The sequence below is a fragment of the Leeuwenhoekiella aestuarii genome (assembly GCF_004104055.1).
Classification (GTDB): domain Bacteria; phylum Bacteroidota; class Bacteroidia; order Flavobacteriales; family Flavobacteriaceae; genus Leeuwenhoekiella; species Leeuwenhoekiella aestuarii.
In genome coordinates, this window is the sequence record NZ_QOVJ01000010.1 from 73,997 (window position 1) to 88,424 (window position 14,428).

The window sequence follows — 14,428 nt, forward strand, 5'->3', positions numbered from 1 at the left end:
TGATTAAAATTTAACAGAGAATTTACTTACACATTCGTCATAAATTTTAGATTTGCGTAACCAGTTACATATATTATTATGAGTGACGATTTTTTAATTGAAATGGGGTATGCCGGTCTAACCGGAAGACTCAAACGCCTCAGTGATGCTTTTATTTATCAAACACGTGATTTTTACAGGGAGCACGAGTCTGATATTGAGCCCAACTGGCATATGATTTTTATGTTATTGCAGAAAAACGAGAAGATGACCGTAACCCAGATAGCTGACACGTTGCAGCTTTCGCATCCTGCAATCGTAAAACTGATTAATAAAATGAAAAAAAGAGGCTATGTCGATGCTGAAATCGACTCTCAGGACAACCGAAAATATCAATTAATGTTATCGCAGAAAGCAAAACAAAAACTTCCCGTGCTACAAGAGTATTGGACTGCAGGTGAAAAAGCCCTCGAAGAATTATTAGGTTTTAATACCCGTCTGCTTGACGAAATCCAAAAGCTGGAAGACTGTATGGCAGAAGCTGATTTCAGAACCCGTATGGATAAACTACTTGTAAACGAATAGAAGACACAAAAACTCAAAAGGCTATGAAAATACTCATCGATGTTGCAGGGTGGCTAGGCTCCTTTTTAATCGTATTGTCTTACGCACTAACACTTGTAAAAAGTAAAGACTTCTCTGGGTGGTGTATTTTAATGAATCTTATGGGAGGAATTTTAATTGCCGTTAATTGCTTCTACTATAATGCAATACCATCTTTAGTAACTAATGTGATCTGGAGTTTTATTGCGCTTTTCTCAATTTACAGAGCAAAGAAGCATACGTTTCAAAACCGTAGGTTTACTAAAAAACAGCATCGTTTTAGACTGTAGTCCTGTTAAATAGTTAATTTAATAGCATATTAAAATAGATTCATGGCTTTTAAAATTTCTAAAATTCAACACGTTGGGATCCCGGTGACCAACTTAAAAAAGTCTATATCCTTTTATAAAGACCTAGGCTTTGAAGAGGTTATGATATCACAGTTCGATCACAATAAGGAGAAAGGAAATGTGGCGATGCTTCAAAGTGGGGAGGTAATAATGGAGTTATATGAATTTCCGAGAAAAGATCTAGAAGAAATACGAAGCAGATCACAAGGTCATATTGACCATATCGCTTTTGATGTTACTGATATTGATGTAGTTTTTAACGAGCTTAAAGAAAAAGATTATAAAATTCAAGAAGAGGTGCCGGTATTTTTACCTTTTTGGAAAAACGGCTGTAAATACTTCAACATTACCGGCCCAGATAATGAGCGCTTAGAGTTTAATCAGATTTTATAAATAAAGTGTTTCTGACGCTTCTGGAATTTTATGAAAAACTTCAAAACTCATTTTAAGAATATCTTTTTTGCGGGATCTCTTATTTTTCTGTTTTCCGCTTGCTCAAAAGGATCAAAACAGAATTCCATCACAATCGCTACGGCTGCTAATATGCAGTTTGCAATTCAAAAGTTAGCAGATAAATTTTCTCATCAAACCGGAATTACGTGTGAGTTTATCGTCGCTTCATCGGGTAAATTAACGGCTCAAATACAAGAAGGTGCTCCATATGATGTGTTTGTAGCCGCCGATACCAGATACCCAAAAGCAGTTTATGATGCTGGTTTCAGTGACGATCAACCAAAGATTTACGCGTATGGAAAATTGGTTATTTGGTCTTTAGATAAAACACTTCAGCCATCCTTTAAAACCTTATTAAATTCTCAAATAAAGCATATCGCTTTAGCAAATCCCAAAACCGCACCCTATGGCGAGGCTGCGATCAATGCACTTCAAAAAAAAGGTTTATATGATGTATTAGAAAAAAAAATCGTTTATGGTGAAAGTGTCTCTCAGACCAATCAATTCATTGTTTCCGGTGCTGCCGAAATTGGCTTTACAGCACTTTCTGTGGTTAAGGCTCTGCAAACTGAAAAACAAGGAAATTGGATTTTAGTCGAAGAAAATTTGTATGCTCCCATTGAACAAGCGGCCGTTTTGATAAATAGGGAAGGGCAGGTAAATGAAGCCGCCAAAGCTTTTTACGAATATATTTTTACCGAAGAAGCACAAGAAATTCTTTTAGAATTTGGATATTCGGTAGATGAATAGCCTCAACGGAAACATATCGGAATTAGAAGTCAGTGGTAACCTTACATTAGCACACGTTGAAATTACACCCCAACTCCTTTTAAAAGCTATTGTAATTGACACGCCAAAAACGGTTGCTTACCTAAAATTAGGACAGCAAGTAGCTTTAGTATTCAAAGAAACGGAAGTCATAATCAGCACAGATTCTCAAATTAAAATAAGCTTACAAAATCAAATTCCTGCATCAATTATAAACATTGAGTCTGGTCAATTACTCAGCAAGCTAAATCTTTCTACAAGTGCTGGTGAGCTCAATGCAATTATAAGCACAAACGCTGTTAAAACCTTAGATTTAAAAGCTGGTAATACCGTGGTTGCGATGGTTAAATTGAACGAAGTAATGCTGCAGGCGCTATGAATTGGGAACCGCTACTTTTGACTTTTAAACTTGCGCTGTTCACTACAGTAATTTTGATCTTAATAGGTATTCCTGTTGCGTACTGGTTAAGCAATACGAAGTCTCGGTTAAAACCTATTTTTGAAACTTTGGTAAGTATGCCGCTAGTTTTACCACCCACTGTTTTAGGTTTTTATTTTTTGATGGCTTTTAGTCCTAATAATATATTTGGTAACTGGCTTGACGAATGGTTGGGAATCAAATTGGTTTTTTCATTCAGCGGTCTGATAATTGCATCTGTAATTTACAGTTTACCATTTATGGTTCATCCCGTACAATCAGGTTTAAGCGGCATTTCAAGATCTATAACCGAAGCTTCTTTTGTTATGGGAAAGTCTAAATGGGAAACACTTTTAAAAGTTCAATTACCTCAAATCAAACCTGCTTTGCTTACTGGTATTGTACTGTCTTTTGCGCATACGGTAGGAGAGTTTGGCGTGGTGCTAATGATAGGCGGTAATATTCCCGGAAAGACTAAAGTTGCATCAATTGCGATTTATGATGAGGTAGAAGCGTTGAATTATGATGCGGCTAATTTTTATTCACTTGTTTTATTTGCCATAACTTTTTGCATTCTCTTATCGGTTTATCTGGTTAATGGTAATTACTTTAAGGGCTTCTGGAAATGATAAAACTAGATATTAGTAAAGAATTGCAGGGACCTATGGGAACTATGACACTTCGGTTAAATTTAAATATCGAAAGTGGGCAATTCATTACACTATATGGTCCGTCAGGAGTAGGAAAAACTTCTGTATTAAGAATGATTAGTGGTTTGATGCAACCCGATTTTGGACAGATCTGTGTTGAAGAGCAAACGTGGTTTGATACTAAGACTAAAGTCAATTTTAGTCCGCAAAAACGTAAAGTGGGCTACGTATTTCAAGATTATGCATTGTTTCCGCATATGACGGTTTTAGAGAATTTAAATTTCGCGAAAGCGAAAAATCAAAACAATGATTCAACTTCAGACCTTATGGAAATAATGGAATTGGAGCAATTGCAAAACCGCAAGCCTTCAACCTTGAGTGGTGGGCAAAAACAACGCGTAGCACTGGCACGCGCATTAGTACAAAAACCGAAGATTTTATTATTAGATGAACCACTAGCTGCTTTAGACAGCGCAATACGTCACAAGCTACAAGGGTATTTAAAAAAAGTACATCAAGAATTTAAACTCACTACAATTTTGGTTTCTCATGATGTAGGGGAGATCGTGAACCTGACAGATTATGTTTATCAGTTAGAAGAAGGAAAAATACTCAAGCAAGGAACACCTGAAGCTATTTTTATAGACCAAAGCCTGAGTGGAAAATTTAAGTTTATCGGCGAAGTTTTAAAAATTCAACAAGAAGAGATTATAAGTGTTGTAACGGTGCGAATTCACACAGATGTGGTCAAGGTTGTCGTTCAGCACGAAGAAGCATCAAATCTAACCATAGGTGACAAGGTATTGGTTCTTTCTAAAGCATTCAACCCTTTGCTTTATAAAATAGAAGCATAAATGTTCAAGTTGTAATAATGAAAAAATCCGGAATGCCTTTCAACATACCGGATTCTCAAAATTGATTTGAACGCTAATTAATCTTCCTGGTTTAAAAACCATTCTATTTTTTCAACTTCTGTTTTACAGCCGCAATAAAAAGGAGCACGCTCGTGCAATTCAGAAGGTATTCTTTCCATAATACGGCCATAACCGTCAGAACATTTTCCCCCGGCCTGCTCTGCTAAAAAAGCCATAGGGTTACATTCATAAAGCAAACGTAGTTTTCCATTAGGAGACTTGGTGCCTTCCGGATATAAAAATACACCACCTTGAATCATATTTCGATGAAAGTCTGCAACCATAGAGCCGCAATAACGCGCCGAGAAAGGCCTGTTGTCTTCCTCATCTAATTCCTGAACCCACTTTATAAACTTTTTAATTCCACCAGGAAAATGGACATAATTACCTTCATTAATTGAGTAGGTTCTTCCGGATTCTGGGAACATCATGTCTGGATGCGATAAAAAGAAAGATCCTATTCCCGGATCAAAAGTAAAACCGTGTGTACCACTGCCTGTAGTATAGACCAACATCGTAGAAGTCCCATAGATGATGTAGCCGGCAGCAACTTGATTGATACCGGGTTGAATAAAATCTTCTAAAGTCACTGGAGTTCCCAAAGGACTAATGCGACGATAGATACTAAAAATTGTACCCACAGTGATATCTACATCAATATTTGAAGAACCGTCAAGAGGGTCTATGAGCACTACATAGTTGGCATTTTTATGACGCTCTTCGTTAAAGACGATAAAATCTTCAAGCTCTTCAGAGGCCAGGCCACAAATATCTCCACGATCACGTAACGTGCTAATGAACATGTCGTTTGCAAGAATGTCTAACTTAGCTTGTACTTCGCCTTGCACATTTTCTTTACCTGCTTTTCCGCGTATTTCTGCCAGTCCGGCTTTATTGATTTCCTGATTTACCATTTTTCCCGCAAGTCTGATCGCACTTAAAAGCGAGGTGAGTTCGCCTTTTGCGTAGGGAAAATCTTTTTGGTTTTGAATGATAAACTCGCCTAAAGTGATGTGTCTTTCCATAGTTTCTGGTGATCGTAGTTGGTGTAGAATAACAAGTATTTAAACTGATACAGTGTAAAAAATGTTTTTTGCAATCGATTACAAGTTGATTTTTCTGTGAATTTTGCAATAATTCATACAGTAAATTTAATTTAAAGTTTTGGGATTTCAGGTTAATTTGTTACACAATTATCTTAATCTAGAACGATTTTTTATAGCAGAACTAAAGTTGAAAGGTTTTTATAAATAGAGAGTTCATATAAGTTTTAAAATAAGCATAAAACGGAAGCTATCTTTTTAAAAACCACTAATTTCGAAGGTAATTAATCATGCTATGAGTAAACACGTCGTAATAATAGGAGGAGGCTTCGCAGGAATCAACCTTGCTAAAAAACTTTGTAAGTCTTCAGCCTTTGAAATCACTTTAGTAGATAAAAACAATTACAATTTTTTTCCTCCATTATTGTATCAGGTGTCAACCGGTTTTTTAGACCCATCAAGTATCACGTTTCCGTTTAGAAATCTGTTTAGAGATCAAAAGAATTTCAGATTTAGAATGGGTACTTTTTTAGAGGTTAATACACAAGCAAAGACGATTACTTTAGATAATGGTGAACTCACTTATGATTATTTGGTACTAGCAACGGGTACGCAAACTAACTTCTTTGGTCTTGATCAGATAGAGAAGCATGCGATACCAATGAAAACTCTTGAAGATGCTCTTCATATGCGTAATTTATTATTGCAGCGTCTTGAAGAGGCCACGCGCATAGACGATAAATCACAGCGCTTACCTTATTTAAACATGGTGATTGCAGGAGGAGGGCCTACCGGTGTTGAGATTTCTGGTGTATTTGCTGAGTTGCGCAACAACACAATACGTAAAGAATTCCCAGAATTAGTAGGTAGTGGTTCTAGAATTTATTTAATAAATGGAGGCGGGGAGTTATTATCACCAATGAGTGAAAAGAGTCAAAAGTATACTCTCAAAGAATTGGAAGGAATGGGGGTTGAGGTGCTACTCAATACGCGTGTGGTAGATTTTGATGGAGAAAAAGTAATGATGAAAGACGGCTCGCATATCTACAGTAAGAACCTGATATGGGCAACGGGTGTTACCGCTTATCGCTTTAACGGTTTACCTGATGAGATTTATCAACGTGGTAATCGCATACAAGTTAATGGTATCAATCAGGTACATGGCTTTGAGACTATTTATGCGTTAGGAGATTCCTCTATAAGCACTTCAGATCCTAATTTTCCTACGGGGCATCCGCAATTAGCTCAGGTAGCTATGCAACAGGGAAGAGCATTAGCTAAAAACTTAAAAGCACTGGAAGCCGGAAAACAAATAAAAACATTTAAGTATACAGATAAAGGATCTATGGCTATTATAGGAAGTAGTAAGGCGGTAGCAGATCTACCAAAACCCAATTTACACTTCAATGGATTCATTGCGTGGTTCATCTGGTTGTTTGTTCATCTATTTGCGCTAATCGATTATCGAAACCGTGTGCGAACCTTTTACAACTGGTCTACCGAGTACCTCAGTAAAAATCAAGATCTTCGTTTGATAATTCGACCTAATAGGAAGTAATTTTTAATAAGTTAAATCTTACAATTTTTTACTACTAAATGGATTTAATAGATTCTATCAAGTAATACAAATCCAGTTTTATCGTTTAAAACATAAAAATGTCTGATTATCAAAATTTTAAAATATTTTATACTTGTAAATAGCTGCTGAAATTGTTTTAAACTCACTAATATTTTGATGATTATCAAAAAAATAAACTTGTACAAAATTATTAATTCACCCAACTAAAACGATAAACGTTTTGCTTTTTATCGATGTTAATTTCCTTTTGTGGATTGATTCCCTAATTTTATTCTAAATAATTCGAATTACTCGTTCTCCAGAGTAAACGTTCAACCTTTAGCCCAACTTTAAATTTCCATTTAAAGATTTAAGGTTTTTACCCCCTAAGTAAAAAAGAACGCCAATTAACTGGTTGATAAGCGCTTACGCTTTTCGACATAGGGTTCTTTTGTTCAGATTTTAATGTTTTTGAAACCTCTCAAACCAAAACACTTGTATTATGGTGAACTTTACTTACCGAAATTTTTATTTCAGAATTACAATTTTACTGCTCTTGTTATGTAGTGGTGAGATTGCTGCTCAAACACAAACCTTCGCGACTCAACTGGTTGATGTCGACCCGGTAGCCGGACATGTTACTAATGCTTCTGCAGCACATGATGGAAATCTAGCAACAGCTGCAATAGTGAGAGCGAACTCAGGTATTGCAGTGGGAATAGGTGCATATAGTGGATACATAGAAGTAGGATATGTATCGCCAGTACCGGCAAATACAACAAGTTTTATAAAAATCGATACTGAAGATGATTTATTGCGAGTTCTTCTTGGTGGTGGCTTAGGCGAATTGCTAAGTGATGTTTTAGGAACATTACTTATAGGTAATCAAGAATTTACAGTTGAAGCAAAAAATGGCTCAACTACAGTACTAAGTGCAAATTCAACAGATCCTAATACTTTTGACACTCCTAGAGTACGGGTTATTACTAATGCTGCAGGAGAAATGTTTATCGCAATGACTCCTTCTGTATCGTACAGCAGTATCCGTATTACAAATAGTATAGGTTCTTTATTAGGTTTGGGAAATACCAGAACGCTGGATGTAAGAGGTGTGTTTTATTCCTCAGGAGCGGGTGTATGTAATGAGCCTGCATATACTTCTTATGATGGAGATGGTTTAAGCCTTGATTTATTAGAGTTAGGCGGTGCGGGGGTAATTGATCCTCAGAATGCAATTGATTCAGATCCATTGACTTTTTCTCAATTAAGCCTAGGAGTACTTGATGTTGCAGCTTCTATAGAACAGATAATATATTTTGATACACCATCTCAACCTACAGAAGATTTTAAGATCAGTTTAAAAGTTGATCCTACATTATTAGCCTTAAGTGTCGCCAATAATATAATATTTGAGGCTTATAACGGGCCTACACTAGTTTCTACATCGAGTCTTTCATCCCTATTAAATCTTGACTTATTAGGACTATTGCAAGGTGGTGCTGTCGCGCAGGTTCCTTTTGATGTCTCAGGGCCTGCAGACCGCATTATTGTTCGCTATAATTCTCTTTTAGGGGTAAATCTTTTTCAACGATTAGATTTATACGACGTAGCTATTACTTCGGGTATTCCGGTAATTTCTGCTGCTTCCCAAAACCTTGAAATTTGTGAAGGAGGTACTGCAGATCTGGTAGCAACTACTGCTACTGCGGGTGCAGAATTACGCTGGTATGATGCTGCGGTGGGAGGAAATTTATTAGCAACAGTAGCCAGTGGAACTCCTTTTACCACACCGGTTTTAACAGAAGATACCACTTTTTATGTCGCTTCTTATCTCGCGGGATGTACCGAAGAATCGGGCAGGGTAGCGGTACCTGTTTCTGTAAATCCGATTCCAACATCAGGTGATATAACGCTGTTAGGTCTTGATCTGCCAATCTGTATTCCCGAAATTCTAAATATCGTACCTACTACGACTTTAAACGGAAGCTTCAATTATTATCTGGATGCAAACGGAACCTTACCGATCACAGATGGGTTGGTAGATGACGGAATCACATATACCATCAATGCTGATGGAGAATTAGAAGTAGAGGGATTGACCGAAGCTGATAGTCCGTTTACAGTATATGTGAGTTTAGTGGATGCGGTAACCGGTTGTGAGAATGCACCGGGCGATCTAAAAGTGGCCGAAGTTACACTTGATGGAGGTCCTCAGCCTACAATAACATTAAATTCAATTACGGCAGATAATGTACTTAACTCTGCTGAAATTGGCTCTACCATTCCTATTAACGGGACCGTAGGTGGAGATGCACAAAGCGGAGATGCAGTAACGGTAACCGTAAATACTTTTGACTACGATACCACTGTTGCCGCAGATTTAACATTTTCGGTAAATGTTCCTGGAGCTCAGCTGCTTGCTGATAATGATTTAACATTTGAAGCCCAGGTAACTTCTCAAAATTTACTGCTCTGTGAAACTACAGTACAAACTTCTTTAAGCTATACGATTGATGATACGCCTCCTACAATTCCCACAGTTGATTTCCTAACCACGAATAATAATACGCCAACCATTACAGGGACTGCAGATTCAGCAGATGAGTTGACAGTAACTGTAGACGGGGTAACGTACACTGAGGGAGGTGGTAATTTAATAGACAATGGTGATGATACCTGGAGTCTGACCATACCGGCAGCAAATGCTTTAGACGATTCGACTTATGATGTAGTGGCAGTAGCTTCAGATACAGCAGGTAATACATCTACCGATGGAACTACTGATGAACTTACGATAGACACAACGCCTCCTACTGTGCCCACAGTAAATACTCAGGAAACTAGTGATACCACGCCAATGGTTACGGGAACTGCAGATTCTGCTGATGACCTAATCGTAACTTTAAACGGAGTGACTTATACTGAAGGTGACGGAAATTTAACCGATAATGGTAATGATATCTGGACGCTGGTTGTCCCTTCAGGAAATGAACTTGTAGACGGAACTTATGATGTTGCGGCTACCGCTACAGATACTGCTGGCAACAGCAGCTCAGATGTTACTGTTGACGAACTGGTTATCAATACAACCCTGCCTACAAGCCCTACAGTTATTAGTCAGGTGACAAACAATACAATCCCTACAATTAACGGTACCGCAGATTCAGCAGATGATTTGACAGTTACTGTAGACGGCACAACATATACCGAAGGAGACGGTAACTTAACCGATAACGGCGATGATACCTGGACGCTGGTTATCCCGGTAACTTTAGGAGAAGGTGTTTACGATGTGACTGCCAAAGCGACTCAGGGTATACAATCTGCTACAGACCCAACAAATGGCGAACTTACCATAGACCTTACTGCACCGGCGATTCCCACTGTAGATTTCTTAACAACAAATGATAGCACTCCTACAATAACCGGTACTGCAGATTCGGCAGATGATTTGACTGTTGTGGTTAATGGAGTAACCTATACCGAAGGAGACGGAAACTTGACTGATAATGGGGATGATACCTGGACGTTGGTTATTCCGGTAGGGAATGCCCTAACTGATGGTATGTATGATGTAATGGCTACTGCCACCGATGCGGCTGGCAATACTTCGATGGATGCGACAGTTGATGAATTGACTATAGATACTGCTGCTCCCACAACTCCAACGGTAGACCTGCTTACAATAAATAATCCTACCCCTACCATAACGGGTACTGCAGATTCCGCAGATGATTTGGCTGTTGTTGTTGACGGAATGACTTATACCGAAGGAGACGGAAACTTGACCGATAATGGTGATGATACGTGGACGTTGATTATTCCGGCAGGAAATGCTTTAGCCGATGGTACGTATGATGTAATGGCTACTGCGACTGATGCTGCTGGTAATACAGCAATGGATGCTACAGTTGACGAATTGACCATTGATACTGCTGCGCCCACAGCTCCAACGGTAGACCTGCTTACAACAAATAATCCTACCCCTACAATAACGGGAACTGTAGATTCTGCAGATGATTTAACTGTTGTGGTTGATGGAGTAACTTATACCGAAGCGGACGGTAACTTAACCGATAATGGAGATGATACTTGGACGTTGATTATTCCGGCAGGAAATACACTAACTGATGGTACGTATGATGTAATGGCCACTACGACTGATGCGGCTGGCAATACTTCGATGGATGCAACAATAGATGAATTGACCATTGATACTGCTGCACCAACAGTTCCAACAGTAGACTTTTTAACCACCAGCGATACCACACCAAGAATTACCGGAACAGCTGATTCTATTGATGATTTGACCGTTGTGGTTGATGGAGTAACCTATTCTGAAGGTGACGGTAACTTGACTGATAATGGTGATAATACCTGGACCTTAGATATACCCACAGCTCTAGCTGAAGGTACTTATGATGTGGTTGCTACTGCTACCGATACCTTAGGAAACAGCAGTACAGATGCAACCACAAATGAACTTACCATAGATTCAACAATTTGTAATGCACCCTCTTTTACAACTTTTGATGTAAATGGTTTAGGTCTTTTAGGCGCCGGTGTTACAAATCCAAATAATGCCATAGATGGTGATCCTTTAACCTTTTCTCAATTAAATCTTGGTGTTGTAAGTGTAGCAGCTTCAGTAGAGCAAGAAATCTATTTTGCCAGCGCAACACAAGCTAACGAAGATTTTAAAATAAGTTTAAAAGTAAGCCCTGCGTTATTAGCTGTGGGTGTTGCTAATAATATAGAATTTGAAGCGTATAATGGTACCACATTAGTTTCCTCTTCAAACTTAGCCTCACTACTGAGTCTTGATTTATTAGGGCTATTACAAGACGGAGCTGTGGCAGACGTTCCTTTTGATATATCAGCACCGGCAGATCGCGTGGTAGTACGCTTATCTTCCCTTTTAGGGGTGAGTACGGCACAAAGCTTAGACCTTCATGAAGTGACCATCACTTCGGGTATTCCGGTAATTGCTGCTGCTTCTCAGGATGTAGAAGTTTGTGAGGGAGGTACTGCAGATCTGGTAGCAACAACTGCTACTGCAGGTGCAGAACTACGCTGGTATGATGCGCCAACAGGCGGTAATTTATTGGCAACAGTAGCCAGTGGAGATGCTTTTACTACACCGGTTTTAACTGAAGATACAAGCTTTTATGTCTCTTCATTTGTAGCAGGCTGCACCAAAGAATCAGCCCGGATAGCTGTTGAAGTTACGGCGAATCCGTTACCGGAATCTGGAGATATCACCGTACTTGGTTTAGATCTTCCTATTTGTATTCCTGAAATTTTAAACATTGTACCTACTACCATTTTAAACGGAAGCTTCAATTATTATCTGGATGCAAACGGAACCTTGCCAATCACAGATGGATTGGTAGATGACGGTATCACATATACCATCAATGCTGATGGAGAGTTAGAAGTAGAAGGTTTAACTCAGGCTGATAGTCCGTTTACGGTTTATGTAAGTTTAGTAGACGCAGCAACCGGTTGTGAGAATGCTCCGGGCGATCTAAAAGTGGTTGAGGTAACTCTGGATGGCGGACCCCAACCTACAATAACATTAGACCCTGTAACTGCAGATAACATCATCAATGCAGCAGAAGCCGCAACTACAATTACCTTAAGCGGTAGTGTAGGAGGTGATGCAGAAGTAGGCGATGCTGTTATAGTAACGGTTAACACTTTTGAGTATCCAACAACCGTAGCTACAGGTTTAGTCTTTTCAGTAGATGTGCCAGGTACACAACTGGTAGCAGATGATGATTTGACCGTAGAGGCAGAAGTTACCGCTCAAAATGTACTCTTATGTGAGACAACAGTTGCTACGACTCAGACTTATTCAGTAGACCTTATCGATCCTACACCCCCCACAGTTGATTTCTTAACTACGAATGATAATACACCCACAATTACCGGAACTGCAGATTCTGTAGATGACTTGACAGTAACTGTAAACGGTATAATGTATAGTGAGGGAGATGGTAATTTAATAGACAATGGTGATGACACCTGGAGTCTGACCATACCGGCAGCAAATGCTTTAGCCGATGCGACTTATGATGTAGTGGCAGTAGCTTCAGATACAGCGGGTAACACTGCTACCGATGGAACTACTGATGAACTTATCATCGATACTACGCCTCCTACGGTACCAACTGTAGACTTCTTAACTACGAATGATAGTACTCCAACCATTACCGGAACAGCTGATTCTATTGATGATTTGACTGTTGTTGTTGATGGAGTAACCTATACTGAGGGTGATGGAAATCTTATAGATAATGGCAACGATACGTGGAGATTAATAATTCCGGCAGGAAATGCATTAGCTGACGGAACTTACGATGTGATGGCCACTGCAACCCATGCGGCGGGTAATACCTCAATGGATGCGACAGTTGATGAATTGGTTATTGACCCAACCGCCCCAACGATTCCTACTGTAGATTTCTTAACTACTAATGATACAACCCCAACCATTACGGGAACTGCAGATTCAGTAGATGACTTGACAGTTACCGTAGATGGCTCAACATATACTGAAGGAGACGGAAACTTGACTGACAATGGAGACGATACGTGGAGTTTAACTATTCCTAGTCCGTTATCAGAAGGTGTTTATGATGTAATGGCCAGTACTACTGATGCAGCTAGTAATGTTTCAGTAGATGCAACTTTTGATGAGCTAACAATAGATTTAACAGCCCCAACGATTCCAACAGTAGATTTCTTAACCACAAATGACAACACACCGACTATTACGGGAACAGCTGATTCCGTTGATAATTTAACTGTTGTAGTTGATGGAGTTACGTATACTGAAGGAGACGGCAACTTAACCGACAATGGTGACGACACCTGGACGTTGGTTATTCCGGCAGGAAATGCTTTAGCTGACGGAACTTATGATGTGATGGCTACAGCTACTGATGCTGCAGGTAACAGTTCGTCAGACGCAACTACCGATGAATTGACCATAGATACAATGGCACCTACGATTCCAACAGTAGATTTCTTAACCACAAATGACAACACACCGACTATTACGGGAACAGCTGATTCCGTTGATAATTTAACTGTTGTAGTTGATGGAGTTACGTATACTGAAGGAGACGGCAACTTAACCGATAACGGGGATGACACCTGGACGTTGGTTATTCCGGCAGGAAATGCTTTAGCTGACGGAACTTATGATGTGATGGCTACAGTTACTGATGCTGCAGGTAACAGTTCGTCAGACGCAACTACCGATGAATTGACCATTGATACTGCTGAGCCTACGATTCCAACTGTTGATCTTTTAACCACAAATGATAATACACCTACCATAACAGGAACAGCTGATTCCGCTGATAATTTGACTGTTGTGGTTAATGGAGTAACCTATACCGAAGGGGATGGAAACTTAACCGATAACGGTGATGATACGTGGACTTTGGTTATTCCGGCAGGAAATGCTTTAGCAGATGGTACGTATGATGTGATGGCTACAGCTACTGATGCTGCAGGTAACAGTTCGTCAGACGCAACTACCGATGAATTGACCATTGATACTGCTGTGCCTACGATTCCAACTGTTGATCTTTTAACCACAAATGATACTACTCCGACTATTACCGGAACAGCTGATTCCGCTGATAATTTGACTGTTGTGGTTAATGGAGTAACCTATAC

General features: G+C 39.3%; 10 protein-coding genes. 9 read left to right on the forward strand and 1 reads right to left on the reverse strand.

The annotated features are described in order from the left end of the window. Positions 1-78 precede the first annotated feature (78 nt). Genes DSM03_RS16990 through DSM03_RS17020 form a run of 7 tightly spaced genes read left to right on the forward strand, consistent with a single transcriptional unit; the run spans position 79 to position 4,075 of the window. On the forward strand, positions 79-564 hold the full coding sequence (locus DSM03_RS16990; RefSeq protein WP_128760168.1) for a MarR family winged helix-turn-helix transcriptional regulator: 486 nt from the start codon (positions 79-81) through the stop codon (positions 562-564). Positions 565-587: 23 nt separating this feature from the next. Beyond that, positions 588-872 carry a CBU_0592 family membrane protein gene (locus DSM03_RS16995; protein WP_128760169.1) on the forward strand — a complete coding sequence of 95 codons (285 nt, stop codon included), beginning with the start codon at positions 588-590 and terminating at the stop codon, positions 870-872. Between the two features lie 42 nt (positions 873-914). Next, a complete protein-coding gene (locus DSM03_RS17000; RefSeq protein ID WP_128760170.1) occupies positions 915-1,325 on the forward strand; it encodes a VOC family protein in 411 nt (136 codons plus the stop codon). 30 nt (positions 1,326-1,355) lie between these two features. After that, complete coding sequence (gene modA / locus DSM03_RS17005; RefSeq protein ID WP_128760171.1) at positions 1,356-2,135, forward strand: molybdate ABC transporter substrate-binding protein; 780 nt, start codon at positions 1,356-1,358, stop codon at positions 2,133-2,135. Beyond that, positions 2,128-2,532 (forward strand): TOBE domain-containing protein, encoded by a 405-nt coding sequence (locus DSM03_RS17010; protein WP_128760172.1) that lies wholly within the window; start codon positions 2,128-2,130, stop codon positions 2,530-2,532. The genes modA and DSM03_RS17010 overlap by 8 nt, the downstream gene beginning before the upstream one ends. Further along, entirely contained in the window at positions 2,529-3,200 is a 672-nt protein-coding gene (gene modB / locus DSM03_RS17015) for a molybdate ABC transporter permease subunit (protein WP_128760173.1), read from the forward strand. Before DSM03_RS17010 ends, modB begins: the two co-directional genes overlap by 4 nt. Beyond that, positions 3,197-4,075, forward strand: coding sequence for an ATP-binding cassette domain-containing protein (locus tag DSM03_RS17020; protein WP_128760174.1), 879 nt, complete (start codon positions 3,197-3,199; stop codon positions 4,073-4,075). The genes modB and DSM03_RS17020 overlap by 4 nt, the downstream gene beginning before the upstream one ends. Before the next feature lie 77 nt (positions 4,076-4,152). Here DSM03_RS17020 and fbp read toward each other — a convergent pair whose 3' ends face one another. Then, on the reverse strand, positions 4,153-5,160 hold the full coding sequence (gene fbp, locus DSM03_RS17025) for a class 1 fructose-bisphosphatase (RefSeq protein WP_128760175.1): 1,008 nt from the start codon (positions 5,158-5,160) through the stop codon (positions 4,153-4,155). 313 nt (positions 5,161-5,473) lie between these two features. On the opposite strand from fbp, the gene DSM03_RS17030 reads away from it, so the two are divergent. Beyond that, on the forward strand, positions 5,474-6,736 hold the full coding sequence (locus tag DSM03_RS17030) for an NAD(P)/FAD-dependent oxidoreductase (protein WP_128760176.1): 1,263 nt from the start codon (positions 5,474-5,476) through the stop codon (positions 6,734-6,736). A 502-nt stretch (positions 6,737-7,238) separates the two neighbouring features. Beyond that, positions 7,239-14,428, forward strand: a 7,190-nt coding sequence (locus tag DSM03_RS17035; protein WP_128763400.1) for an Ig-like domain-containing protein, incomplete at its 3' end; no start/stop codon positions are given.

Coding starts and splice junctions, on each gene's coding strand:
- DSM03_RS16990 (WP_128760168.1), top strand. CDS start 79: ATGAGTGACGATTTTTTAATTGAAATGGGGTATGCCGGTCTAACCGGA.
- DSM03_RS16995 (WP_128760169.1), top strand. CDS start 588: ATGAAAATACTCATCGATGTTGCAGGGTGGCTAGGCTCCTTTTTAATC.
- DSM03_RS17000 (WP_128760170.1), top strand. CDS start 915: ATGGCTTTTAAAATTTCTAAAATTCAACACGTTGGGATCCCGGTGACC.
- modA (WP_128760171.1), top strand. CDS start 1,356: ATGAAAAACTTCAAAACTCATTTTAAGAATATCTTTTTTGCGGGATCT.
- DSM03_RS17010 (WP_128760172.1), top strand. CDS start 2,128: ATGAATAGCCTCAACGGAAACATATCGGAATTAGAAGTCAGTGGTAAC.
- modB (WP_128760173.1), top strand. CDS start 2,529: ATGAATTGGGAACCGCTACTTTTGACTTTTAAACTTGCGCTGTTCACT.
- DSM03_RS17020 (WP_128760174.1), top strand. CDS start 3,197: ATGATAAAACTAGATATTAGTAAAGAATTGCAGGGACCTATGGGAACT.
- fbp (WP_128760175.1), bottom strand. CDS start 5,160: ATGGAAAGACACATCACTTTAGGCGAGTTTATCATTCAAAACCAAAAA.
- DSM03_RS17030 (WP_128760176.1), top strand. CDS start 5,474: ATGAGTAAACACGTCGTAATAATAGGAGGAGGCTTCGCAGGAATCAAC.